The sequence below is a fragment of the Paraburkholderia sp. D1E genome, from assembly GCF_052682275.1.
The window spans coordinates 8,014,989-8,041,571 of the sequence record NZ_JBQYMB010000001.1; the positions used below are offsets into that span (position 1 = coordinate 8,014,989).

The 26,583-nt window shown below is 62.9% G+C and carries 16 protein-coding genes and 1 pseudogene; 7 read left to right on the forward strand and 10 right to left on the reverse strand.

Annotation, left to right across the window (positions count from 1 at the left end; translation table 11 throughout):
- Nucleotides 1-23: 23 nt before the first annotated feature.
- Both ACUN0E_RS35955 and msbA read right to left on the reverse strand, forming a co-directional pair.
- Nucleotides 24-1,097 carry a glycosyltransferase family 4 protein gene (locus tag ACUN0E_RS35955; RefSeq protein WP_445570581.1) on the reverse strand — a complete coding sequence of 358 codons (1,074 nt, stop codon included), beginning with the start codon at nt 1,095-1,097 and terminating at the stop codon, nt 24-26.
- Nucleotides 1,098-1,239: 142 nt separating this feature from the next.
- The gene (gene msbA, locus ACUN0E_RS35960) at nt 1,240-3,033 is read right to left on the reverse strand and encodes a lipid A export permease/ATP-binding protein MsbA (RefSeq protein ID WP_445569571.1); all 1,794 of its coding nucleotides are present in this window, start codon (nt 3,031-3,033) and stop codon (nt 1,240-1,242) included.
- 218 nt (nt 3,034-3,251) lie between these two features.
- Here msbA and ACUN0E_RS35965 point away from each other — a divergent pair, with 218 nt between their 5' ends.
- Nucleotides 3,252-4,022 (forward strand): glycosyltransferase family 2 protein, encoded by a 771-nt coding sequence (locus tag ACUN0E_RS35965; protein WP_408509985.1) that lies wholly within the window; start codon nt 3,252-3,254, stop codon nt 4,020-4,022.
- A gap of 69 nt (nt 4,023-4,091) precedes the next feature.
- Here the strand turns inward: ACUN0E_RS35965 and dnaE are convergent, their stop codons facing one another.
- Complete coding sequence (gene dnaE / locus ACUN0E_RS35970; protein WP_445569572.1) at nt 4,092-7,673, reverse strand: DNA polymerase III subunit alpha; 3,582 nt, start codon at nt 7,671-7,673, stop codon at nt 4,092-4,094.
- 404 nt (nt 7,674-8,077) lie between these two features.
- Here dnaE and ACUN0E_RS35975 point away from each other — a divergent pair, with 404 nt between their 5' ends.
- The 3 genes and pseudogenes from ACUN0E_RS35975 to ACUN0E_RS35985 all read left to right on the forward strand — a co-directional run bounded on the left by ACUN0E_RS35975 (nt 8,078) and on the right by ACUN0E_RS35985 (nt 11,959).
- Nucleotides 8,078-8,941, forward strand: coding sequence for a sulfurtransferase (locus tag ACUN0E_RS35975; protein WP_445569573.1), 864 nt, complete (start codon nt 8,078-8,080; stop codon nt 8,939-8,941).
- A gap of 116 nt (nt 8,942-9,057) precedes the next feature.
- Complete coding sequence (gene gluQRS, locus ACUN0E_RS35980; protein WP_445569574.1) at nt 9,058-9,951, forward strand: tRNA glutamyl-Q(34) synthetase GluQRS; 894 nt, start codon at nt 9,058-9,060, stop codon at nt 9,949-9,951.
- Nucleotides 9,952-10,409: 458 nt separating this feature from the next.
- Nucleotides 10,410-11,959, forward strand: a pseudogene (locus ACUN0E_RS35985) (IS3 family transposase).
- Between the two features lie 162 nt (nt 11,960-12,121).
- Here ACUN0E_RS35985 and ACUN0E_RS35990 read toward each other — a convergent pair.
- The 6 genes from ACUN0E_RS35990 to purT all read right to left on the reverse strand — a co-directional run bounded on the left by ACUN0E_RS35990 (nt 12,122) and on the right by purT (nt 19,567).
- Nucleotides 12,122-13,609, reverse strand: a complete 1,488-nt coding sequence (locus tag ACUN0E_RS35990; protein WP_445569575.1) for a DEAD/DEAH box helicase — start codon at nt 13,607-13,609, stop codon at nt 12,122-12,124.
- Between the two features lie 342 nt (nt 13,610-13,951).
- Complete coding sequence (locus ACUN0E_RS35995) at nt 13,952-15,388, reverse strand: aldehyde dehydrogenase family protein (protein WP_445569576.1); 1,437 nt, start codon at nt 15,386-15,388, stop codon at nt 13,952-13,954.
- Nucleotides 15,389-15,565: 177 nt separating this feature from the next.
- Nucleotides 15,566-17,218 (reverse strand): acetolactate synthase large subunit, encoded by a 1,653-nt coding sequence (locus tag ACUN0E_RS36000; RefSeq protein ID WP_408240026.1) that lies wholly within the window; start codon nt 17,216-17,218, stop codon nt 15,566-15,568.
- 277 nt (nt 17,219-17,495) lie between these two features.
- On the reverse strand, nt 17,496-17,864 hold the full coding sequence (locus ACUN0E_RS36005) for an MliC family protein (RefSeq protein WP_408240023.1): 369 nt from the start codon (nt 17,862-17,864) through the stop codon (nt 17,496-17,498).
- 148 nt (nt 17,865-18,012) lie between these two features.
- Nucleotides 18,013-18,225 carry a DUF6726 family protein gene (locus tag ACUN0E_RS36010; protein ID WP_408240035.1) on the reverse strand — a complete coding sequence of 71 codons (213 nt, stop codon included), beginning with the start codon at nt 18,223-18,225 and terminating at the stop codon, nt 18,013-18,015.
- Nucleotides 18,226-18,352: 127 nt separating this feature from the next.
- Complete coding sequence (gene purT, locus ACUN0E_RS36015) at nt 18,353-19,567, reverse strand: formate-dependent phosphoribosylglycinamide formyltransferase (protein ID WP_408389997.1); 1,215 nt, start codon at nt 19,565-19,567, stop codon at nt 18,353-18,355.
- 182 nt (nt 19,568-19,749) lie between these two features.
- On the opposite strand from purT, the gene ACUN0E_RS36020 reads away from it, so the two are divergent.
- Both ACUN0E_RS36020 and ACUN0E_RS36025 read left to right on the forward strand, forming a co-directional pair.
- A complete protein-coding gene (locus ACUN0E_RS36020) occupies nt 19,750-20,289 on the forward strand; it encodes an META domain-containing protein (protein WP_408240017.1) in 540 nt (179 codons plus the stop codon).
- 239 nt (nt 20,290-20,528) lie between these two features.
- The gene (locus tag ACUN0E_RS36025) at nt 20,529-24,392 is read left to right on the forward strand and encodes a DNA translocase FtsK (protein WP_445569577.1); all 3,864 of its coding nucleotides are present in this window, start codon (nt 20,529-20,531) and stop codon (nt 24,390-24,392) included.
- A 257-nt stretch (nt 24,393-24,649) separates the two neighbouring features.
- Here ACUN0E_RS36025 and ACUN0E_RS36030 read toward each other — a convergent pair whose 3' ends face one another.
- Nucleotides 24,650-25,945, reverse strand: a complete 1,296-nt coding sequence (locus ACUN0E_RS36030) for a lactonase family protein (protein WP_408240011.1) — start codon at nt 25,943-25,945, stop codon at nt 24,650-24,652.
- A gap of 236 nt (nt 25,946-26,181) precedes the next feature.
- Between ACUN0E_RS36030 and ACUN0E_RS36035 the strand changes: the two genes are divergently transcribed.
- Nucleotides 26,182-26,334, forward strand: coding sequence for a DUF3096 domain-containing protein (locus tag ACUN0E_RS36035; protein WP_007175701.1), 153 nt, complete (start codon nt 26,182-26,184; stop codon nt 26,332-26,334).
- Nucleotides 26,335-26,583: the final 249 nt, after the last annotated feature.

The window sequence follows — 26,583 nt, forward strand, 5'->3', positions numbered from 1 at the left end:
CAAGCAGCAACCCGGGCTCGACCTCATTTGCTGGCGAAAATGCGCTTTGCCAGCGCCAGCAGCGCATCGACGTGACCGGCCACTCGCGCATCGTAGAGAACGGCGTCGCGCGCCAACTCGGACGACAGTGACGCCGGGTTGGCTAGCCGCTGTCGCACCGCGCGTTCGAGAGCCGTCTGCAAGTCGGCGACTTCGTCCGGCGCGAACACGAACTTCGCGTGCTCTGCGATCGCGTCACAGCAACCGATACTCGACGGCAAGATCACCGGCGTGCCGCACATCACCGATTCGACGCCGACTAGCCCGAACGGCTCATACTTCGAAGCGAGAATCGTGAAATCGGCGGCACGATAGGCGTCCTCGATTTCCTTGATATACCCGACGTAGCGGATCCGCTCGGAGGTGCGCTCCGGCGGCCGCCCTGCGACTGCAAGAACCACCGGCAGCACCGTATCGCGCAGGGCCGCTTCGATCAGCGGCAAACCCTTGCGCGCGTGACTGCTCGACGGAAACAGCAGCACGATCTCTTGATCGGCGAAGCCGAACTTGCGCCGCAGCTTAGCGCGCTGTGCGCTGTCCACCGGCGTGAAACGTGCGCCGTCAACCGGCGGATAAAGCACGCGAATCTTCGCCTCATCAACGCCATACAGTTCGCGCAGTTCGTCATGCATGAGCTTCGAGTGCGCGACGATAATGCTCGCCCGCTCGTACTGACGGCGCTCGAGCGCGATCTGCCAGCGGTCCGAACGCCGTTGCGCTCGCCCCGTGGCACGCAAAAATCCGAGGTGTGTGCCGCCACAAATCGCGATTTCGGACGAATCGACCCGGTTGCAACCGATCAGCACGTCGACTTGCGCCTCCCGGCGCGCCCGGCGCAAACGCCATGAAAACCAGCTGTCGCGAAGCTTGCCAGGCAGTAGCGAGACGTTGATGCGATGCGGCTCGACCATGCGGCTTTCCGGCACCGACATATCGAAACGACGCGCAAAAAATGCCGGTTCGATGCCCATCGCGGCGAAGCCGCGCACGAGATCCATCGCATAGCGCTCAAGACCGCCGCTATGTTTCAACGCATTGCTGGAGAGTCCAATTTTCATCATTCAGACGGCAGCGCGCGAGCGCCCGGTCAAACGTATAAGGAAAGCGGACCGACACAACCAGGTCACGCGCGCTGCGGTCCTGTCCGTCCGCAGCGCGGCACGGACAGATGCGAGAACACCTTGAAGGTCTTGCCGCGCTTCACGCCGCGCTCTGCTGGAACTGGATGCGGTGCAAATGCGCGTACAGACCGTCTTGCGCGAGCAGTTCACGATGACTGCCGCTCTCGACAATACGCCCCGCTTCCATCACCAGAATCCGGTTGGCGCGCTCGATCGTCGACAGGCGGTGCGCGATGACGAGCGTCGTGCGGCCCTTCATCAGCGTTTCCAGCGCGGCCTGCACATGGCGTTCGGATTCCGAATCCAGCGCCGAGGTGGCTTCGTCGAGGATCAGGATCGGCGCGTCCTTGTAGATCGCGCGCGCGATCGCCAGGCGCTGCCGCTGGCCGCCCGACAACATCATGCCGTTGTCGCCGACCAGCGTTTCTATACCGTTCGGCATTGCCTCGACGGTATCCCACAGATTGGCCGCGTGTAGCGCCGCCTTGACCTTCTCCGGGTCGGCTGTCTTGCCGTAGGCGACGTTGTTCGCCACCGTGTCGTTGAACAGCACGACGTCCTGGCTGACCATCGCGATCTGGCTGCGCAACGCGGGCAGGCCGTATTCCGATAGCGCGACGCCGTCGACCAGAATCTCGCCGCCGGTCGGATCGAAAAAGCGCGGCAGCAGATTCACCAGCGTGGTCTTGCCGCTGCCCGAGGGGCCTGCGAGCGCAACCATTTCGCCCGGCGCCACCTTGAACGACACATGGTCGAGCGTGTGGCGGTTGTGCGTGGCGTTGGCGCCGTACGTGAACGACACGTCGCGGAACTCGACCTCGCCCGACGCGCGATCGAGCGGCTTGCCGCCGCCCTCCGGTTCGGACGGCTCGTCGATCAGGCCGAAAATCAGTTCGCACGCCGTCATGCCGCGTTGCAGCGGCTGATTCACGTCCATCAGGTGCTTAAGCGGCGAGATGATCAGCAGCATCGACGTGACGAATGCGACAAAGCCGCCGACCGTGGTTTGATCCGACGACGACTGCACTACCGCGATCGTGATCACCACGGCGAGCGCGATCGACGCGAGGAACTGCGTCAGCGGTTGCGCGAGGCCGCCAGAGACGGTCATGCGCATCGCGTAGCCGCGCAGGCGCCGGCTCATCGCCGTGAAGCGGCTCATCTCGTACTGCTCGCCGTTGTTCACCTTGACGACCTTGTAGCCGCCCACAGTTTCTTCGACGATGTACGACAGCTCGTTGGTCAGCAACTGATGCTCGCGATTCAGGCGTCGCAGGCGGCGATTGATCTTGCCGACCAGCCAGCCGATCCCCGGCAGCAACACCGCGACGATCAGCGTCAGACGCCAGTTCAGATAGAACAGATAGCCAAGCAGGAAGAGGACCGTCAGCGAATCGCGCACCAGCGTGACCAGCACGCTCAACAGCACGTTGAGAATCTGGTTCACCTCGAAGACGATCGCGTTGATCACCGTGCTCGCGGTTTCACGCTGGAAAAACGCCACGCTCGAGTGGATCATCCGGTCGAACATCTTCAGGCGCAGTTCGAGCAGGATCCGGTTCGACACGTATGCAAGCAGATAGCCGGACGCGTATTGCGACACCCCGCGGATCAACGCGAGACCGATCACGGCACCTGGCACGAACCACTTGGCGTTGTCGCTGGCATGCACGCCGAAGCCCTTGTCCAGAAGCGGTTTGAGCAAGGCGGGGATCGCCGCGTCGGTGCCCGCGCTCACGGCCATTGCAACGATCGCGCCGATCAACACCCACATGAGCGGCTTGATATACGGCCACAGGCGCCGCATGACGACGGCAGGCGACGACGCCTCACCTGAACCGATGGGTTTGCTTAACGTTGGCTTCGCGCTCAAGGAATCCTCTAGGAATGCGGGACGGCAGCCACGCTTCGGGCGGAATGCCTGCCGCGCGGCATATCAAAAACAGCATTGTAAACGGTTGGCGACAACGGCCGACGGTTAAGGAAGGGCCCGATTGCCCGGTCACGGCGGTGCTGGAACGCAGTCCACCGCTTACGCTGTGTATACTTGCGCGACCCATTCCGTCATCTGGCCCCCCACGCAATTCAGGTATGCAAGAAACCACTCTCGGCGTCGCCATCATCACCAGAAACGCGGCAGCGCGACTGGCCGAATGCCTGCAGGCCGTGGCCTTCGCCGATCAGATCGTCGTGATCGACGGCGGCAGCACCGACGGCACCGCTGATATCGCCCGGGCACACGGCGCGCGCGTGCTCGAGCAAACCGACTGGCCGGGCTTCGGCCCGCAAAAAAACCGTGCCGTGGACGCGCTCAGCACTAGCTGGATCCTCTCGATCGACGCCGACGAGATCGTTTCGCCGGAACTGGCCGCGGCGATCCGCGCGGCGCTGGCCGCGCCCACCGCCGACGTCTACGCCGTGGACAGGCTATCGAGCTTCTGCGGCCACTGGATTCACCACAGCGGCTGGTATCCGGACTGGATTCCGCGCCTGTTCAAACGTGGCGCCGCGCGTTTCTCCGACGACCTGGTGCACGAGCGCCTGGTGTTCGACGCGCCGTCGCAGCGCCTGACCGGCAAGCTGATGCACTACTCCTACGAGGACTTCGAAAGCGTACTGCGCAAGCTCGACGCGTATTCGACAGCGGGCGCACAGCAACGTCATGCTGCCGGCAAGCGCGGCAGCTTCGGTAAGGCGCTTGGGCGCGGCGCCTGGGCCTTCGTGCGGACCTACGTGCTGCGGCGTGGATTTCTCGACGGCCGCGCGGGTTTCATGATCGCAGTGTTCAACGCGGAAACGGTGTACTACCGGTTTTTGAAGCTGGCGCGGTTGGGGGAGGAGACGCGGCATGAGCGACCATAGCGCCGAAACCACGAAGATCGATCGGCTTTCCCCGCGCGACCCAGGCTGTCCGCGCGGGCAAACCAGACCTCAATAGACGATTTCGATCGAGCTTCCGGCAAATTCGCCGCGCAATGCCGCGAGCAGTTCATCAGTCGGCTTTACGCGCCACGCGTCGCCCAGACGCATTTCACCTTGCGCGTTTTCGCTACGATAAACCACCTGCACGGCGAGGCCGTTCGGAATCTGCACCGCCTGGCGCTGGCCACCGCCGCCATAACCGCCGCCGTTGCGCCCACCACCGCCACCGCCTCCATTGCCACCACGCGATGACGCCGCTGGAGCCGCTGCAGCCTGTGGCTCGTCCTTACCCGCGCTATGCGCTTCGAGCACGCGCCGCAACGCCAAAGGATCAGCATTGCCGTTCATCTGCACCTTCACGGCTTCCGCATAACGACAGCGCGCGCGGCCGAGATCCATCACCGTATCCACCGTGAAGCGGATGCCGCCCGTGAATGCATCGTTGCGCGCCTGACCCTGCACCACCAGCAGTTCGTCTTCCTTGAACAGCTGTTTGTGCGCTTCGAAGGTCTCATTGAAGACGGTCACTTCGCATTGGCCGGTGCCGTCGTCGAGCAGTGCGATCAGCATCTTGCCGCGCTGCGTCATCTGCGTGCGCAGCGACGCGATCACGCCCGCGACCAGCTTGTCGCGCCCTTCCTTCAGTTCGCCGATCTTCTGACGCACGAAACGGCGCACTTCGTTCTTATAGGCATCGAACAGATGGCCCGACAGATAGAAGCCGAGCGCAGCTTTCTCTTCCTGCAGCTTCTTTTTTTCCGGCCATTCCGGCTCGTCGACCAGTTCGTGACCTTGCGACGGCGCGTCACCCATGTCGAACAGCCCCGCCTGCATGGCGTTGGCGCTTGCCTGCTCGGCGGCTTCCATCGCCAGCGAGACCGAGGCGATCAACTGCGCGCGGTTCGCGTGCAGCGTATCGAACGCACCGGCACGGATCAAAGCTTCCACCGTGCGGCGATTGACGATCCGGCGATCGACCCGGTTGCAGAAGTCGAAAATGTCGATGAACGGACCTTCTTCGCGTGCGCGGATGATTTCTTCAATCGCGTTCTGGCCGCTGCCCTTGATCGCACCGAGACCGTAGCGAATCGTTTTGGCACGCTTGCCGTCCGCTTCCGCAACCGGCTCGAAGCGGTAAGCAGACAGATTGACGTCCGGCGGCAACACAGCCATCTTGTTCGTGAGGCAGTCCTCGAACAGGATCTTGACCTTGTCCGTGTCGTCCATGGCGAGCGACATATTCGCTGCCATGAATTCGGCCGGATGGTGCGCCTTCAGCCACGCGGTGTAGTACGCGAGCAGCGCATACGCCGCCGCGTGCGATTTGTTGAAGCCGTAGCCCGCGAACTTCTCCATCAAGTCGAAGATTTCGTCCGCTTTCTCGCCAGTCAGCCCGTTTTTCGAGGCCCCCAGGCGGAACAGCTCGCGGTGCTCGGCCATTTCCTCGGCCTTCTTCTTACCCATCGCGCGACGCAGCAAGTCGGCGCCGCCGAGCGAGTAGCCGCCGATGATCTGCGCCATCTGCATCACCTGCTCCTGATAGACCATGATGCCGTAGGTCTCTTTCAGAACAGGTTCGACGCGCGGATCCGGATACTCCACCACTTCGCGGCCGTGCTTACGCGCGCAGAAGCTCGGGATCAGATCCATTGGGCCCGGACGGTACAACGCGACCAGCGCGATGATGTCCTCGAAGCGGTCAGGCTGCGCGTCTTTCAGCATGCCTTGCATGCCGCGGCTTTCCAGCTGGAACACGGCGACCGTGTTCGCTTTCTTCAGGATCGAGAACGACGCCGCGTCGTCGAGCGGCACCTGCGCGAGCGACCAGTCTTTCTTCGACGGATCGAGACGGCGGATATAGCGCTCGGCCCAGTCGAGAATCGTCAGCGTGGTCAGACCCAAAAAGTCGAACTTCACGAGCCCAACGGCTTCGACATCGTCCTTGTCGTACTGGCTCACAACGCCGCTTTCGTCGCCCTGCGTATAGAGCGGGCAGAAATCGGTCAGCTTGCCGGGCGCGATCAGCACGCCACCGGCATGCATGCCGACGTTACGCGTCAAGCCCTCGACCCGTTGCGCGAGTTCGATCAACTGGTGCACTTCGTCTTCGTTATCGAAGCGCTCCTGCAAGAGCGGTTCTTCCTTCATCGCGTCGGCAATGGTGACGTGCTTGCCCGGCTTGAACGGAATCAGCTTGGCGATGCCATCAGTGAACATGTAACCGAGATCGAGCACGCGGCCAATGTCGCGCACCGCCGCTTTCGCCGCCATAGTGCCGAAGGTGGCGATCTGCGACACGGCGTCCGCGCCGTACTTCTCCTTCACGTACTGAATCACACGGTCGCGGCCGTGCTGACAGAAGTCGATGTCGAAGTCAGGCATCGAGACCCGTTCCGGATTCAGGAAACGTTCGAACAGCAGGTTGTAGCGCAGCGGATCGAGGTCGGTCACGCCGAGCGCATACGCCACCAGCGAACCCGCACCCGAACCCCGGCCTGGCCCGACCGGCACGCCATTGTTCTTGGCCCAGTTGATAAAGTCCGCAACGATCAGGAAGTAGCCCGGGAAGCCCATCTTGATGATCGTGCCGCACTCGAATTCGAGACGCTGGTAATACGTTTCGCGCTGCGCCTCGCGCTCGGCCTCAACCGGATACAGCTGTTCGAGACGCTTTTCGAGACCTTCTTTCGACAGTTGCACGAGGTAGTCGTCGAGCGACATGCCGTCGGGCGTCGGAAAGAGTGGCAGCTTCGGCTTGCCGAGTTCGAGCGTCAGATTGCAGCGCTTGGCGATTTCGACACTGTTGGCGAGCGCCGACGGAATATCCGCGAACAGCCCAACCATCTCTTCCTGCGTGCGGAAATACTGCTCGGACGTAAAGCGCTTCGAGCGGCGCGGGTTCGCCAGAATGTCGCCTTCGGAAATACACACGCGCGCTTCGTGCGCGGTGAAATCGTCCGGCGTCATGAACTGCATGGGATGGGTGGCCACCACCGGCAATTTCAGCGACGCCGCGAGCGCAACCGCCTGCTGCACGTACTGCTCGCCGCCGGGCTGACCGCACCGTTGCAGCTCGATATAGAAGCCGCCAGGGAACACCTTGGCCCAATGCAATGCATTGCGTTTGGCCGCTTCTTCGTTGCCGGCGGCGAGCGCGAGGCCAATATCGCCGTGCTGCGCACCAGACAACGCGAGCAGGCCTTCACCCAGACCGGATTCGAGCCACCCGGCTTCGACTTCCGCGCGACCGCGATACTGGTTGGTGAGCGATGCCTTGCTGAGCAGTTCGCACAGATTCAGATAGCCGCGCCGGTCTTTGACCAGCAGCAGCAAACGCGAGGGCTTCTCACGGTCGTCCGGATTGGTGACCCAGACGTCGCAGCCGGCAATGGGTTTGACCCCTTTGCCGCGGGCTTCCTTGTAGAAACGGACGAGGCCGAACGCGTTGCCGAGGTCGGTAAGGGCGAGCGCACCTTGACCGTCTTTGGCAGCGGCCTTGACGACGTCGTCAAGACGCACGATGCCATCGGCAATCGAGAATTCGGAGTGGACGCGGAGATGAACGAAGCGGGGATCTGACATGGGCGACATTGTAACTCCACCCTCCCGGAGTTTTCAGGCCAAAACGGCGCGTTAGCCGTTCGGCCTGGGACGGAAACGCGAGAACACCTTACACCGGCGCTGTGCACGCAGCGGACGGTTCGTTGGTCGGGCGCGAACGAGGCGCTTCATGTGCTCGAACGAAGCTGCCGGAGAAAAATCGGCGGTATTTCACTCGCCAGAGCACGTGGCCCGGCGCAAGCGCCATGTGAGTTTGCTAGCGGTTTGCGCTGCCGCAAGGGGTTGGCCATCCGGCCGAGTCGGCCAAAGCGCCAGCTTGAGGGATAATACGGGTTTCGCCTATTCGACGTGGCCGCGCCGCATGGAGTCTAAATGCGTGCGTCTCTATGCGCCCCGTTTTCCGCGCCGCCGCCACTTCTTACCGCTGGACACACATGAGTATCGTCAATCTCGCCGCGTATCATTTCGCGACTATCGAAGACACCGCCGCATGGCGCCCGCACGTCACCGAGCGCTGCAACACGCTCGGCTTGCGCGGCACCGTCCTGCTGGCGCCTGAAGGCATCAACCTGTTCGTCGCGGGCTCGCGCGAAGCCGCGGACGCGTTCATCGACTACATCCGTCACGACGCGCTGTTTGAAGGCAAGTTTGCGAATCTGCAATTCAAGGAAAGCCTGTCGGACAAGCAGCCGTTCACCCGCATGCTGGTCAAACTCAAGCGCGAAATCATCACGATGAAAAAGCCGGCGATCCGGCCGGAGCTGGGCCGCGCGCCGTTCGTCGACGCCCCCACGCTGAAAAGCTGGCTCGACCGCGGCCATGACGACGAAGGCCGCCCCGTCGTGATGCTGGACACACGCAATGCGTTCGAAGTGGACGTCGGCACGTTCGACGACGCGCTCGACTACCGCATTACGAAATTCAGCGAGTTTCCGGAAGTAATCGAGCAGAACCGCGCCGATCTGGAAGGCAAAACGGTGGTCTCGTTCTGCACGGGTGGGATTCGCTGCGAGAAAGCTGCGATCCACATGAAGGAAGTCGGCATCGAGAATGTGTACCAGCTCGAAGGCGGCATCCTGAAGTATTTCGAGGAAGTCGGTGGTGCGCACTATCACGGCGATTGCTTCGTGTTCGACTACCGCACCGCGCTCAATCCGCAACTGGAGCCGACCGCGACCGTGCAATGCTTCGGCTGCCGCGCGGTGGTGACACCCGAAGCGCAGCAATCGCCAATGTACGTGGCAGGCAAGACGTGTCCGGAATGCCATCCGGACAGCAAGGGGGCTCACGCGGCGTGATAAACGCAAGCGCGCCTTCGCGCGATCGCGGCGAGGCACGCTGGGCACACTCCGCGCGTCGCACCGCACAGCCAGGCAAGAAGTCCCCCTTTTTTCCGCGCTAATCCATCCCACCCATGACCTATCGTGGACGCTTCGCGCCGTCGCCTACCGGGCCGTTGCATTTCGGCTCATTGGTGAGCGCGCTCGCGAGCTGGCTGGACGCGCGCGCGCATGGCGGTACATGGCTTGTGCGCATCGAAGACATCGACGGACCTCGCACCGTCCCTGGCGCGGCCGAGGAGATTCTGACGACCCTCGACCATTTCGGCATGCACGCTGACGAGCCGCCCCTCTGGCAAAGCCACCGTATTGCGCGCTATCAGGAAGCGCTCGAACAATTGAAGGCCACCGGCTTGATTTATCCATGCGGCTGCACGCGCAAGGAGATTGCCGACTCGCTGCTGCATACGCACGCGCGCAACACCACGCTTGCCTATCCTGGCACCTGCCGCAACGGGCTGCACGGTAAACCGGCGCGCGCATGGCGCCTACGCGTACCCGACGGCGATACGGCGGTGATCACATTCGAAGACCGCTGGCAGGGCAAGCAGACACAAAATCTCGCCACCGAGGTCGGCGACTTCGTCCTGAAGCGCGCCGACGACCAGTGGGCGTACCAACTGGCGGTGGTGGTCGACGATGCGGACGCGAACATTACGCACATCGTGCGTGGCGCGGACCTGATGGATTCAACGGCCCGCCAGATCTACCTGCAGCGTTGCCTGGACGTACCGACGCCGGCGTATTTGCACGTACCGGTGGTCACGAACGATCAGGGCGAAAAGCTCAGCAAGCAAAACGGCGCGACCGCGCTCGACAATGACAAACCGCTTGAGACGCTGGGCGCAGCCGCTAGGCACTTGGGACTCGAGATGGGCGTAGAGGAACACACGACGCTAGATAGCTTCCATGCCGCCGCAACGGCGGCATGGGCAAAGCACATGGGCATGCGAGTACAGCGCAACTAGCGCCAAAAAGCATCGAGACAACGAAACAAGTCGGCACCCAAGAGGTGCCAGCGGAGAGCGGAAGCGAAGAGCGGTACTGGTAGCCGTAGCCGTAGCCGTAGCCGTAGCCGTAGCCGTAGCCGTAGCCGTAGCCGTAGCCGGCGGCAGGATAGCACCACCAAGGCGTTCGAGGCGTCTGCCGATCGAGCGAGCGGAGAGGGAGAGGGGTTTGATGAAGAACCGCTACGGCGCGCGCAGCGCCGCCGGAAGTATGACTGCCTTGTCACTCACACCGAATGTGCAGGAACACCGATTCCAGATGCACCACTATCGCAACTGCGCGGGGGACCCGCTTAAGAACTAGCGGTTTGAGCCGCTTTCTTTTGCCTATCTTTTCTTTGCGGCCCTCCATGTCAGGCTAGTTGTCGCCTCACCCGAACCGATTGATGTAAAGATGGGGGGCGGGCAGCGAATGGAAGATGAAACGCTATTCAGCGGAAACCCGGGAGTGGGTAATCCAGCAGATGATGCCGCCGTTCAATCGTGCGGTCATCGAGCTGGCGGGGGCGACGGGCATCACCACGGTGACGCTGCGGACCTGGCGGCAGCATGCAAGAGATACAGGGAAATTCATGCCGGGCAATGGCAAAACGGGCGATCAGTGGTCAAGCGCCGGGAAGTTCAGGGCGGTGCTGGAGACGGCGTCGCTCAACGAGATCGAGACCTCACAATACTGCCGCAGTAAAGGCATTTATCCGGAGCAGATCCGGCAGTGGCGCGAGGCGTGCGAGCAGGCCAACGCGGTGCCTGAAACGAAGCCCACGGCGGCCCGGCGCAACGAGGCGAAGGCTGCGCAAAAGCGCATCCGTGAACTGGAGCGCCAGCTCAAACGCGCTGACGCGGCCCGTGCGGAGGCGGCGGCATTGCTGAACCTGCGAAAAAAAGCCGAAGCGATCTGGGGCAAGGAAGAGGACGACTGATCAGCCGCCCGGATCGTGAAGAAGCCATGCAGCTGATCGATGAAGCCGTACAGCAGGGGGCACGCCGTGCGCGTGCATGCGAGCAGTTGGGACTCAGCGTGCGCAGCGTCCAGCGCTGGCGCCTGTCGCCGCAGGACGGGCGCGCTCAGGTGAAGCGTGCAGCGCCGCCCAACAGGCTGAGTGAGGCAGAACGTCAGGCCGTGCTCGATGCGGCCAACCGTCCGGGCTACGCGAGTCTGACGCCGCACCAGATCGTGCCGAAGCTGGCGGATGAAGGGATTTATCTGGCTTGCGAATCGACGTTCTACCGGATACTGAAAGCAGCAGGACAGGGCCAGCGCCGGGGCCGCGCGCGAGCCCCGCAACGACGCACGCTTACGACGCATTGTGCCGATGGTCCGAACCAGGTGTGGTGCTGGGATATCACGTGGATGCCGGGCACGGTCAGGGGCCGGTACTTTTACTGGTACATGATGAAGGACATCTACAGCCGCAAACTGGTGATGAACGAGGTGTGGGAGCAGGAGTCGGCTGAGCACGCGAGCGAGTTGCTGAACAAGGGATGTTTGCGTGAAGGTATCGCCGGGCGTCCGCTGGTGCTGCACTCGGATAACGGCAGTGCAATGAAAGGCGCCACGATGCGCGCGGCCATGATCGATCTGGGCGTGCAGCCTTCGTTCAGCCGGCCGCGTGTGAGCAACGACAACGCCTTTGCCGAGTCACTGTTCCGTACGGCCAAGTACTGCCCGTTATGGCCTGAGCAGCCGTTCGACACGCTGGAGGCGGCCCGCGCATGGGTGCAGCGCTTCGTCCAGTGGTACAACGAAGAGCACTGTCACAGCGGCCTGAAGTATGTCAGTCCGGGGCAACGGCATCGCGGCGAAGCCAACGATCTGCTGGCCCGCCGGTGTGCGCTGTACGAAGACGCGCGCAGGCAGAACCCCGCACGCTGGTCAGGTGCCATCCGCAACTGGCACCTGGCAGACTCGGTCTATCTGAACCCGGAGCGAACTCACGCGTCGGCCAAAATGTATAAGCACGCAGCGTAACGGTTCATGCGACAACTACCTTGACACACACCGGCGGCGGCAAAGAAAAGTAGGTGCTGCCCCGCACAGGGGCAAACGCTAATAAACCACTAAGAAATCAAGAAAAGGCCAACGCGACAGGCGTACAACCCAAAAACCAAAAACCGAAAACCCAAACAACAATCAGGAAGACGAAGGCAACTTCCTGGGCATCCCAAACCCACCCAGCAGCGCAGCTAAAGGCTGCTTGGAAGCCGACTTCTGCGGCGCAGCAGCAGACGAGGCAGCCGCCTCCTCCCCCTTCCGAACAGAAGCCGCCGAAGGCTCATAAGGCTTGAGGAAGAAATCATCCACAGGCTGCGCGCGATGATGATGCGGCCGATCGAACGAACCCGAAGACGAAGCCCCCGGACGCCGGCGACCGCCCCGCTCGTCACGGCCCTCTGCACGGCCATCAACGCGCTCACGCCGCGGCGGACGCTCTTCGTGATGATGCCGCACCGGCGTATCCACGGTCAGGTGCAGCACTTCCAAAGGCCGCTTGATCAGCTTCTCGATATCGGCAAGCTGCTTACGCTCGTTCGGACTGCACAGCGACAACGCATCACCCGACGCGCCAGCGCGCCCAGTGCGCCCGATCCGGTGCACATAGTCTTCCGCATTGAACGGCAGATCGAAGTTGATCACGGCGGGCAGTTCGGCGATATCCAGACCACGCGCAGCGACGTCAGTCGCTACCAAAGCCTCGATCTCGCCACGCTTGAACGCGTCCAGAGCCTGCATTCGTTCATTCTGCGTCCGGTCGCCGTGAATCGCGGTAGCAATCACGCCGTCGCGTTCCAGGCTCCGCGCCAGCCGGCTTGCGCCGATCTTGCTGTTGCAGAACACGATCACCTGCTTGAGGCCGCGATCACGAATCAATTTAACAACAGCGCCAGTCTTGTCGCCCTCGGCAACCTCATAAACGATCTGCGTCACATTGGTCGCAGTCGAATTGCTGCGCGCGACTTCGATCGTCTGCGGGTCGCGCAGATACGTGGCGGCAAGTTTCTTGATTTCGCCCGAGAACGTGGCTGAAAACAGCAGCGTCTGACGTTCCTTCGGCAGCAGGTTCAGGATGCGCTGCAAATCCGGCAGGAAGCCCATGTCGAGCATCCGGTCGGCTTCGTCGAGCACGAGGATCTGCACCTGGCCGAGATTGGCGGTTTTCTGTTGCACGTGATCGAGCAGACGGCCCGGCGTGGCGATCAGAATTTCGACGCCGCGGCGCAGTTGCTCAGACTGCGGATTCATATCGACGCCACCAAACACCACGGCGCTGCGCAGCGCCGTGTGCTTCGCGTACGACTGTACGTTCGCGGCCACCTGGTCGGCCAGTTCGCGGGTCGGCGTGAGGATCAGCGCGCGCACCGGATGGCGGGCGGGCGATGCACTCGTGCTGGCCTGCGGCAGCAAGCGCTGGATGATCGGCAGCGAAAAGCTCGCGGTCTTGCCGGTGCCGGTTTGCGCGGCGCCCATCATGTCCCGACCGGCCAGTACGACAGGAATCGCCTGCTCCTGAATCGGCGTAGGGATGGTGTAGCCCGATTCTTTGACGGCTTTCAGGATGTCGGGCGCGAGACCGAATTGATCAAAAGTCGCAGTACTGGGCGTGACGGCTGTGTCGGACATGGTGGCTTTCGCTAAAAATGCGCTTGGCGCGGGTGCGCGCGGCAGCGGTCGGAACCGCAGAGGGCATCAGGATGAAGGCGGAGCCACGGCGTTCCGCACGGGACCCGTCAGATTACGGGAAAAATGCGGCCGGCTCCGGCCGGCGGAAACACCCGCCGGAAAGGCCGGTATTGTAGCACTTCAGCAAAAACACTCATGGCGCATCCGCCGGCTTTCTGCTTACGCAGGAGAAAGGCAGCCGGCGGGCGTGCCGCCAAACTTCGGCAAATGGCTGCGAAGCCGCCCAGCGCCTCGCTGGCGAGCGTAGTTCGTTGACACGACAGTTGCGTGACAGCCGGTGCCTCACCACGTCTCGCGCATCACCATCAAGCGCATTTCGGTCATGTCCTCGATCGCGTAGCGCACGCCCTCGCGCCCAAGCCCCGAGTCCTTCACGCCGCCATAAGGCATGTTGTCGACCCGGAACGACGGCACGTCGTTGATCACCACGCCGCCCACTTCGAGTACGTCCCACGCGAGGTGCGCATGGGCGAGCGAATCGGTAAACACGCCGGCTTGCAGGCCGAAGTCGCTGTCGTTGACGGTTGCCAGAGCGGCTTCGAAATCGTCGAAACGCTCCAGAATCGCCACGGGTCCGAAGGCTTCTTTTCGATACAGATCGGTATCGCGCTTGACGCCTTCGAGCAGAGTGGCCGCGAACATCGCGCCTTCGACCTTGCCGCCCGCGACAATCTTCGCACCCGCCTGCACGGCGCTTTCCATCCAGCCGGCAAGACGTTTGGACTCGGATTCGGAGATCATCGGCCCGACAAAGGTCTTTTCGTCCTTCGGATCGCCCATGATCAGCGACTTCGTCTTGGCAATCAGCTTCTCACGCAACGCATCATAGACCGTCGCATGCACCAGAATCCGCTGTACGCCAATACAACTCTGCCCCGACTGATAGAACGCGCCGAACGCCAGCCGGTCGACTACGTAATCGAGCTTCTCGCCCTGATCGCCGTCGACGATCGCCGCCGCGTTGCCGCCCAGTTCCAGAATCACCTTCTTTTTGCCAGCCTTTTTCTTCAGTTCCCAGCCCACCGCGGGCGAGCCGGTAAACGAAAGCAGCTTGAAACGCTCATCGGTGGTGAACAGATCGGCGCCGTCGCGATGCGCGGGAAGGATCGAGAATGCGCCCTTCGGCAAGTCGGTTTCCGCCAGAATTTCGCCCATGATCAAAGCGCCGACCGGCGTGCGGCTGGCCGGTTTCAACACGAACGGCACGCCCGCCGCGATCGCCGGCGCGACCTTGTGCGCGGTCAGGTTCAGCGGAAAATTGAACGGCGAGATAAAGGAGCACGGACCAATCGGCACGCGCTTTACATAGCCGTGATAACCCTTCGCCCGCGGCGAAATCTCCAGATTGATGATCTCGCCGTCAATGCGCACCGACTCCTCAGCCGCCACCTTGAACGTATCGATCAGGCGCGTGACCTCGCCTTTCGAGTCGTTGATCGGCTTGCCGGCTTCGATACACAGCGCGAGCGCCAACTCGTCGTAACGCTCGCGAAAGCGCTTCACGCAATGTTCGAGCACGGCCTGGCGCTTGAACGGCGGGAAGGCGCGCAATGCGGGCATCGCGTCGACGGCATAGCCGATCGCTTTGTCGATCGCCGCCGCGTCTGCCATCGCCACACGGGTCGCCACTTCGCCGCTGAATTTATCCGTGACTTCGAGATCGGTGTTGGCGGCCACCGCAACGTTGGCGAGGTAGTACGGGTAAGTCTTGTTCAACATGACGCGTTCTCCTTGATCCAGTGCCTCATCAGCAGCATGCAACCAGCAAGGGCTGTGCCCCGGCGCGCCGCCTCAGCGGTTTCACCGCCGCTCGCTATCAGCGCGACATCCATGCCTGGTCGGCGCGAATGCGGCCAGCTTCCTGCCCGGCTATTTCTCGTTGGCGCCCGCCGCCGTTCATAGTTGCGCGGAGAGCCGCTTGATCTCGCGATTCAGCACGCGCTCGTTGTCCGAATAGTCGATCGGCAGATCGATCACATGCACGCCGGGCGTCACGAAACATTCGCGCAGCAGCGGCGCGAACTCCGCGGCCGATTCAATGCGATGCCCCTTCGCGCCGTAGCTCTCTGCATACGCGACAAAATCCGGGTTGCTCAGCGTCATGCCGTAGTCCGGGAAGTTCATGTTCTCCTGCTTCCAGCGGATCATGCCAAACGCGTCGTCGCGCAAAATCAGGATCACCAGATCGAGCTTCAGCCGCACCGCCGTCTCCAGCTCCTGAGAATTCATCATGAAACCGCCGTCGCCGCATACAGCCATGACCTTGCGATCCGGGTGCACGATCTTGGTCGCGATCGCCGACGGCAAGCCGGCGCCCATCGACGCCAATGCGTTATCGAGCAGCAGCGAATTCGGTTCGTGCGCGCGGTAGTAGCGCGCGAACCAGATCTTGTACATGCCGTTGTCCAGACACACGATGCCATCCACCGGCGTGGTCTCGTAGACGTCGTTGACGATCCGCACCGGGTACATCGGGAAACGGTCGTCGTGCTGACCTTTGACCAGATGCGCTTCGAAGTGCTGCTTGATCTCCTTGAAGCGCGTGAAGTCCCAGTGCTCCTTCCGCTCCTTGAGACTTTCCTTGAGCTGCCACACCGCGTTGGCGATGTCGCCGACCACTTCGATCTGCGGGAAGTACACCGTATCGACTTCCGCACCCAGAAAGTTGACGTGAATCACCGTCTTCTCGCCCGTGTCGCCGCTGCGCATGAAAAACGGCGGCTTCTCAATCACGTCGTGCCCGACATTGATGATGCAATCCGCGTGGTCGATCGCGCGATGTACGAAATCGCCGTCGGACAAGGTGGCGTTGCCTAGCCACATCGGGTGCGATTCATCGATCACACCCTTGCCCATCTGCGTCGTAAAGAACGGAATGCCGATCTGGTCGACGAATTCGCGCAACATCTTGGTGGTGGTCTTGCGGTTGCCGCCCGCGCCGATCATCAGCAAGGGATGCTTCGCCTTCGTGATCGCCTCGACCGCGCGCGCCACGGCTTTTTCCTCGGCGACAGGACGGCGGCTGAAGCTCTTCGGAATCGGCTTGCCGTCGCCCTCTTCATCCGCAACGTCTTCGGGCAATTCGAGGTGGACGGCGCCGGGACGCTCTTCTTCCGCCTGGCGGACCGCCTCGCGCACTGCGGCCGGGATGTTGGCGATCGATACGATCTGCCGCGTGTACTTGGTGAGCGGCTCCATCATCCGCACCACATCGACGATCTGGAAATGGCCCTGCTTGCTTGACTTGATCGGCTTTTGCCCGGTCACCATCAGCATCGGCATGCCGCCCAACTGCGCGTATGCGGCAGCGGTCACGAAGTTGGTCGCGCCCGGCCCGAGGGTGGCCAGACACACGCCGGTGCGCCCGGTGAGACGCCCATACGTGGCGGCCATGAAACCGGCCGCCTGCTCGTGACGCGTAAGAATCAGGCGAATTTTCGAGCGGCGCAACGATTCGAGCAGATCGAGATTCTCTTCACCGGGGATGCCGAACACGTACTCGACACCTTCGGCTTCCAGCGATTTGACGAACAGGTCCGATGCTTTCATGGCGGGTCTCGCTTGATGAAACGGACGCGGGCAGCTAGCCCGCCCGTTGAGGTCCGAAAACGTACGATCGAAGACGACGACAGCCACGCGAACCGTGCGCGGGCCGACATAACGGTCACAGCGGGGACAGCAGTAACAGCGGACACAGCGGATGCCATGCCGGACAGCTTACTACTCGAACGGAAAGGATGTGCGCAGGCGGGCAGCGCCGCAAGGCAGAGGCAACGACAAGGTAAGACAGGCGGCGAGGGGTTTGAAGAAAGCCGCCCCATCATACTCAGCGATTGATGGTGACGCAGTCGGACAGCATCGGCGGGGCGTTTTCGCCATCCGTCGCGTCGTACAGGTCGGCGCGTGGGCCTTTGGTCCACCAGGTGTAGCTGCCGGCCTGATACTTCGCACCGGAGGCCGATATCGTGTTGACGAACAGCAGTTGCTGGCCCTTTACAGGCACGAGCGCGAAGCTCTGGCCGTTTGCCGTGTTCCAGTAGGTCACTTGCAGAATCTTGCCGGTCGCGCAGGTGTATTTGTGCGTCTGGCGATTCTTCGCCTGAATCTCGGCGAGGTGCAAAGGCGCGGCCCACGCATTGCCGTACAGCGCCGCAAGACCCACCGCCGCAGTGACTGCAACAAGCCATTTCTTCATGAGATGCCTCGATCGTTGTTGCACATCAAGCATGGGGGTGCGCCTTGCGCTGCGACTAGGTTAAACCGCCGGAGTTGCGGCTGGGGCTGCAGTATTGTGCGCATCCGGAACGCTTATGGCCGCACCGTGAGCCCGCGCGGATTGACGCTTATGGATCGATCACGTTGGCGCACGCGTCGGTCGGCGCGGCAGCCACGTGCCCAACCAGCGGCACGATCTTCAAGCCGGCCGAAGCAACCCGGCAAGGCGCGGCGGCGAGGCCGCACCCTGTCATCCCGGCACACAGCGCGAGCAGCACGCCAAGTGCGCCAAAATGGCCCAGCCTTCCAAGCCGCATGTTCTTGCGGGAACCCAGGGTCATACGCACCTCTACTTCAACGAACTTCAATGAGCCGGGTTTCGCGCCCGGCGAGCTTGCGAGGCAAGCGACTGTTTCATTGCGCATCACCGCGCTGCAGGACGACCGGGCGCTCTCTGATACGCGTTACTTACTTCGTGGAAACCGGCCGCACCGCCACCGCGGCCTGCTTCGCGCGCGAGCGGGCCTCCTCGATGGTCTCGCCGGTGGCGAGCGCCACGCCCATGCGGCGTTTGGCAAAGCTCTCCGGCTTGCCGAAGAGCCGCAGATCCGCATTCGGCACAGCCAACGCCGCCGCGACGCCTTCGAAAGCGATACCCGTTTCGTCCAGACCGCCGTAAATCACCGCCGACGCACCCGGCGCCCGCAGCGACGTATCCACCGGCAAGCCGAGAATCGCGCGCGCATGCAGGTCGAACTCCGAGAAGCGTTGCGAGCACAGCGTGACGAGACCCGTATCATGCGGACGCGGACTCACCTCCGAGAACCATACGTCATCGCCGCGCACGAAAAGTTCCACGCCGAAGAGGCCCCTGCCACCCAATGCCGCAGTGACCTTATGCGCCACTTCGCGCGACCGTTCGAGCGCGAGCGGGCTCATCGGCTGCGGCTGCCACGATTCGACGTAGTCGCCCGCCACCTGCACATGGCCGATCGGGTCGCAGAAATACGTGCTGACTTCGCCGCTCGCCGGATCGATTGCGCGCACCGTCAGCTGGGTGATTTCGTATTCGAAGTCGATAAAACCTTCGACGATCACGCGGCCGTGATTCACGCGCCCGCCCGCCATCGCGTGTTGCCAGGCGGGTTCGACATCCGCGTCGCTCTTCAGCACCGACTGCCCCTTGCCCGACGACGACATCACCGGTTTCACCACGCACGGATAGCCGACCTTGGCGATGCCCGCGCGCAGTTCGTCGAGCGAATCGGCGAATGCGTATGGCGAGGTCGGCAGGCCAAGCTCTTCCGCGGCCAGACGGCGGATGCCTTCGCGGTTCATCGTGAGTTGCGTGGCCCGCGCAGTGGGGATCACTTCGGCGAGGCCGTCGGTTTCGATCGCGGCGAGCGCGTCGGTTGCGATGGCTTCGATCTCGGGGACGATCAGATGCGGGCGCTCCTGTTCGACCAGCGCGCGCAAGGCGGCGCGGTCGGTCATGTCGATCACGTGTGAGCGATGCGCGACCTGATGGCCCGGCGCGTTCGGATAACGGTCGACGGCGATCACTTCGACACCCAGCCGTTGCAGCGCGATGATCACTTCCTTGCCGAGCTCGCCGGCGCCGAGCAGCATGACGCGCGTGGCGGATTCAGAAAGGGGCGTGCCGATCCGTTGGCCGATCTGCATGGGGTCTCCAGAAAAAGTCGGATGAGGGTGGGATTGGGGAGAACACGATGTTAACATGCGCACCCCGATACGCACCCGATGCGACGCACGTGTTTAAGTCCGCTCTCACGCCGTTGCGCTCGCGTGCGGCGAGCTTAGTGCGTTACCCTTACGCCTTCGCCAGTTTGAAGAGGAACGACGTCATGCTCCAAAGCTCCTCCGCGCGACGTGTTGCGCGCTTCATCCCTTATGCGCGCACGGTCATTGCCGCGTTGAGCGTCGCCGCGCTTTGCAGCGCGTGCGCCATGCCGAAACATCCCGACTCGGAAGCCGCACCGCCCGACCCGTTCAACCCGGCCGCCACCCAGTTGCTCGACGACACCAGCTGGGTGCTCAGCGGCTGGAAACAGGCCGACGGCACGGTGCGAGCGATTCCGTCCGCGGATCAGGGCGCGCCGATCACGCTCGTGCTCTCCACCGACAAAGGCCAGCGCCACGCCAGCGGCTTTTCCGGCTGTAACCGCTACATGGGCTCGTATGCGCTGAAAGACGGCAAGCTGAGCTTCGGCACGCTGGGCGGCACGCGCATGGCATGCATGACGCCGGGCGGACAGATCGAAGGGGCGTATCTCAACGCGCTGACGCACATCGACCGCACCGGCGTGCAGATGCGCGCGCCGCAGCAGATGCAACTGGTGCTCGACAACGGCGATACGCTGACGTTCGACAGCAGCGCGAAGTGACACATAGGCGGCTCGATCCGCGGGCAGACAAGCGGATGGCCCGCAGCAGCCAATGCTGTCCGCATGGCGCGCACGGGCTATCGTAGCAGCCGTTGTTTTTCACCGACGGCAGGCCGCGCACCGGCCTGCTTTCCCATCTGGACGCAAGCATACTTGCGTCTGCCTTCGAAGCATCGGGCTTCCCCGGTTAAACTCGACGGATTGCGTTCTTGCGCGTCCGTCATTCGTTGATGTCTAGCATGCACACGGTAGTTTTCGGCTGGTTCGGCGGGTCAGCCGTCTGGTTCATTCCTCTTTTGTGGCGCCTCGTGAAGTCGGTGCTGCCAGGCGGCGCAGGTTTGCGCGGCCCCGGCACGATCCGCCTTTGGCTCGGCTTCGTCTGCGTGATGGTGGCGAGCTGTACCCTGGAGGCGTCGCTGATCGGCGCGGCTGGCGTGAATGGCGTCGGCCATGCGCTGGCGGCGGGATTCGGTCATCTGCTCGGGCATATCGGCACGCCACTCGCGGCGCTCGCCCTCCTCGTGATCAGCCTGCCCTGGCTGATCGACTTCCGCTGGAGCGACGTCGCCGTGTGGGCCGACGGTGCATTCGGCCTCGGCCTGTCGCGCGGCCTCGCCAAACGCGACGAGGAAGCGCGCCGCCATCGCAGCGTCGACGACGGTTTGCCGTCGCACGTTTCACCGTCCACCAATACGATGGCGCCTAAAAGCAATGGGCGTTACGCGCGCCCGACCGTCTGGCGGCCGCCGGCGAGCGGTCGCGGCGCGGCTGCGGCTGGCGGTGCGGCCGGTGCTACTACGCCCAGGGACGCAGCGGCGCGTGGCGCCGGGGCGAGCTGGCGCGCAGGCGTGGTAAAGACGCGCAGCCAGGCCGCACAAGCGGAGTCGGTGCTGCACACGTCAGCCGGGACGCCACCGCGCCAGGCGCCGCGGCAAGTGCCAACGCAGGCGCAGGCACAGACGCCGACGCACTCGCTGAACGCGGACAAGGCTGCATGGATGCCGGCCGAACCGGTTGCGCCGGCCGGATGGTTGCGTGAACCGGCAACGGCGCCGCGCGCGACCACCTCTGCTGCCGGTTTGGCGGCGGGATCGGCAACAATAGCGACGTCGGCTCGCGATGGTGCGTCACAGGTTGGCCGACGCTCTGCCGGCGAGCAACGTCCGCTGGGATCGTTGGCGACCGGCTCGGGCATCGCGAGTGTGGCGGGTGTCGCGGGTGCCGTCGCCGCTTCGGCTGCGGCGGCACAAGCGGCGCCCGTCACGGCGGCAGCGCGGCCGGTGTCAGGCTTGGCCACCGGTCCGGCGACACCTGCCTCGGCTGGCGCGGGCCGTCCGTCGACGACGCAAAGTTCAGCCGCTGGAGGATTTCAAGGAAGTCGTTCTACGACGGCCCAGCAACCGTTCTCGCCCGCTTCGCGCGTGAACGCCAACGTCACGCCGGCGCAGCCAGCGCGGCGTCCGACTTCGTTCAACTCACCGGCACCCAGTTATACCCGGCCCATGGCCACCGCGCAGAAAGTCACGCCGCCGGCCAGCGTCCAGGAGACGCTTCGCAGCATCGCGGAAAACGCCGCACGCTGGACCGACATTGCCGGCGTCAGCCTCGCGCGCAGCAGCGGCGCGGAAAACACGATGGTCACGACTCCGTTGAGCACCGAGCCGCCGGTCGGGGCTGGGCAGTCGGGCATGGCTCCGTCGCGTGCAAGCGACCTTGAAATGGCCGCGGTGCCGGACGTAAGCACGCCTTTGCATGATGTTGCCGAGGCCGCGCTGGAACATAGGCCGGCGCAGTCGCCAGTCGAAACGCCACGAATCGAAGCCGCGTTCGAGGTGCCGGTCGAGGCGCAAATCGAGGAAGGCGCCGAGCCCCTCGTGCAATGGCCGATTGAGCCGCCGATCATTCAAACACCGTTGGTCGCGGCATCGGCATCGACACCAGCAGACGCACCAGCGGAGGCGTTGGCGCAACCTGAGGCAGAAGCATGGGCGAAGGCGTCAGCAGAAGCTGAGACACCAGCCCCAGCCACGCAGTATGCGACACCGGTGCCCACGCCCACGCCGTTTCAAATCTTCGCGACCCAGTTGCAGGCGAGTGGCGCGCAAACGGACTTGCCACCATTCGTCGAAGACGAACCGACGCAATTCGCGAATCAGAGCAGCAATAGCAATGCAAACGCATCGGCTGAGCGCGTGCAGCCGATCGCTCAGGCTGCTGCGGTGTCTGATGATGCCAGCATCGCCGCTCCCGCAGAAACGGCGCGCGCCGAAACTTTGCGCAACGAGCAAGCGCAGCCGTTCGCTCAGCCTGCGGTGTCTTCGCAAGTTGTAGCGTCGCACATGACTTCTACTGCTGATACGGCGGACGTAACGCACGGAGTCAGCATCATCGCTCCGGGCGAAGCCGTGCCGATGCAGCGTGCCACGCCGCCATGGCACGTCGCGAGCGAAACTACCGCCCAAGCCGTACCATCCGCAGCCCGCGTCGCAATCGAACCGCCCGAGCCGTCGGAGCCGACCGAGCCTGCGGAACCCACGGAACCTGCAGAAGCCATCGTCCAGCACGCGCCGCTGCGCGGCCACAGCCCAGCCAACGGCTTCGAATTCCGCGCGCCCGCGGCATCGATGGTCGAATTGCCGACCCTCGACCTGCTCGCGCTCGCCGACACCGACGTCGAACCCGTTTCAGAAGAAAAGCTCATCGAAACCGGTCTGCTGATCGAGCAGCGTCTGCAGGAATTCAAGGTGCCGGTGACTGTGGTCGGTCATTCGGCCGGTCCGGTCATCACGCGCTTCGAAGTCGAGCCGGCACTCGGCGTGCGCGGCAGTCAGATCGTCGGCCTGATGAAGGACTTGTCGCGCGGCCTCGGTCTCACGTCGATTCGCGTGGTCGAGACGATTCCCGGCAAAACCTGCATGGGTCTCGAATTGCCGAATGCCAAGCGGCAAACGATCCGCCTGTCCGAAATTATCGAAGCAAGCGTCTATCAGAACTCACATTCGCAGTTGACGCTGGCGATGGGCAAGGACATCACCGGACATCCGGTGGTCGCCGATCTGGCGAAGGCACCGCACATGCTGGTGGCAGGCACGACGGGGTCGGGCAAGTCGGTGGCGATCAATGCCATGATCTGTTCGCTGCTCTTCAAGGCGACGCCTGAAGAAGTGCGGCTCATCATGATCGACCCGAAGATGCTGGAGCTGTCGGTATACGAAGGCATTCCGCATCTGCTCGCGCCGGTCGTCACCGATATGAAGCTGGCCGCCAACGCGCTGAACTGGTGCGTCGGCGAAATGGAAAAGCGCTATCGGCTCATGTCCGCGGTCGGCGTGCGCAACCTGGCCGGCTTCAACCAGAAGATTCGCGATACGGAAGCCAAGGGCAAGAAGCTCGGCAACCCGTTCTCGCTGACGCCGGAAGCACCCGAACCGCTCGCGCCGCTGCCGCTGATCGTGGTGGTGATCGACGAGTTGGCCGACCTGATGATGGTCGCCGGCAAGAAAATCGAAGAGCTGATCGCGCGTCTCGCGCAGAAGGCACGCGCCGCCGGCATCCACCTGATTCTGGCGACGCAGCGTCCGTCCGTGGACGTGATCACCGGCCTCATCAAGGCGAACATTCCGACGCGCGTGGCATTCCAGGTGTCGTCGAAAATCGACTCGCGCACGATTCTCGATCAGATGGGCGCCGAATCGCTGCTCGGCCAGGGCGATATGCTGTTCCTGCCGCCGGGCACGGGTTACCCGCAGCGCGTGCACGGTGCCTTCGTCGCCGACGAGGAAGTGCATCGGATCGTCGAGTACCTGAAGCAGTTCGGCGAACCGCAATACGAAGAAGGCATTCTCGACGGTCCGGCCACCGAAGGTGCGTCGCCCGACCTGTTCGGCGACACACCGGATGCCGAAGCCGATCCGCTTTACGACGAAGCCGTTGCCTTCGTGGTGCGCACGCGGCGCGCGTCGATCTCGTCGGTGCAGCGGCAATTGCGTATCGGATATAACCGCGCGGCACGCCTTGTCGAGCAGATGGAAACAGCGGGCCTGGTGTCGGCAATGGGCATCAACGGCAGCCGTGAAGTGCTCGCGCCGGGACCGGCGGAATAAACACGACGGGCCTACAAAAGCCTGCGGAAACCAAACGGGCTGAGTCCTGTGATATACAGGACTCAGCCCTCACGGCCCTAGCCGCAAATTGTCCAATTTTTGCGGTGTAGTTCAGAAGCGGCCCGTTTTTTATGCGGCGCGCGCCTTCAGATCACGGCCGGCCAATGAATGCTTACACGCATTCGCATCACAGTACTCGTATTCATATCGAGCGCTGAACGCGGCCTCAACCATGTCCATGTGGCGCGCGCCCTGCCTCACGACGGCGACACCAGTTTGAAGTCCACCGGCGAATCGATCTCGATACGCTTCGGATTCGCGTCAAGCAATCCACTCTGCTGATCGCGCTTGAACACATACACTGTGCCGCTGTTCTGATTGCCGACGATCAGCCAATTGCCGGTCGGGTCGATCGCGAATTCACGGGGCGATTTGCCGAGACTCGACTGGTGCCCAATCTTCTTCAGATGACCATTGGTGGGATCGACCGAGAAGATCACGATATCGTTCGCATCGCCGCGATTCGACGCGTAGACGAAGCGCCCGTCCGGCGACAGGTGAATCGCCGAGCCGCCCACGGCACCCTTGAAACCAGGCTCCGTCAACGAAAGCGTCTGCACCTGCGTGAGCTTGCCGTCGGCGTAGTTGAAGGTAGTGACCGTGCCGGCCAATTCACTCGTCAGGTACGCATGCTTGCCGTCCGCGCCGAACACCAGGTGACGCGGGCCCGTGCCCGCTTTCTCCTGGGTGTAACGCCAGTCGGTCGGGCCGAACAGGCCGCGGCTGCCGTCCGGCGTGTAGCGGTACGAGTACAGCTTGTCGGCACCCAGGTCTTGCGCGAACAGATAGTGGCCGTCCGGCGAGAACACGGTGGAGTGAACGTGCGAGTTGTCCTGACGTCCCTTCACCGGACCGCCGCCTTCATGATGCACCGTGAGCACCGACGCGCCCACCTGGCCATCCGCCTGCAACGGGAACACCGCAAAGCTGCCGCCCGGATCGGCAGCCACCGAGTAGTTGGCGGTCAGCAGATATTTGCCGTCCGGCGACAAACTCAAATAGCACGGGTCATTGCCGTCCGACGAGACCTTGTTGAGAAAGGTCAGCTGGCCACTCGCGGCGTCGAAGCGAAACGCGCTGATACCGCCGCGCTGCGTCGCCGGACCGTTATCGCCGGGCAATTCGTTGACCGCATAGACGAAGCGCCGGTCACGGCTCACCACCAGGTACGACGGGTTGACCGTCGGCGCGACCGACACGCGGGTCGCTTCGCCCGTCTTCGTGTCGAAACGGTAGACGTACACGCCCTCGCTCTTGCCGCCGGTATAAGTGCCGACCAGCATGTCATAGACGCCGTCGGCGGGAACCGGGCCGGAATCTTGCGCAAACGCATGCGAAGCAACGATCGAGACCATGAGCACGAAACCTTTTATTATCGAGCGAGCGGAGCGCAGAGGAGTTGGCCGCGCGCCGCGCCATGAGGTGGATTGAGCAGTAGAAGGTAAAGGAGAGCTTGAAATGGCGTGCACTGCAGCCCGGTGACTACGAAGCATATGACCTCCTCTTCATCGGTTATTCGGTTGATTCGGTTGTAATGGTGTCTCTGGTCTGCCGCGCAATCGGTCGAATTGTTTTATCGAGGCAAGTATAGAAGCGTTGCGTCGGATCATGCAGCGAATCCGGCTACACGGATTCAGTCGAGCCGCGTCAGCTGCATGCGTAGCAATTGTCCCGCCTGGCGGGGTGTTTTTTCAACCGCGTCTCACCCATCTCACACTACGGAGTCTTCATGAACGTCACACTCAGCCTGGGCCCGCTCGTTTCGCTGATCGCCGGTATTCTGATTCTCGTCATGCCGCGCCTGTTGAACTACATCGTCGCGCTCTATCTGATCATCATCGGCATCATTGGGATCTTCGGCGTGGGGTCGTCGCATTTCTAGGCGGCGGTAGCCGTCAGCCATAGAAAAGCAGCACGGGGACGTACGACCGGGTGCAGTATCGGCCCGGCGCCGTCTCGTACGAACGCGCGGACCGCCATTACGAGCGACGGCAGGAGTATCGACCGCGGCGCGGCGATGCAACAGGTAACACAGCGAAGCAGCGAAATTGAACGGCGAAGCGAAGCGGCGCAACGAAGCAGCGCAGCAAAACGGAGGCGCGCGACACATGCGTGTCAGACACAAGGTAGC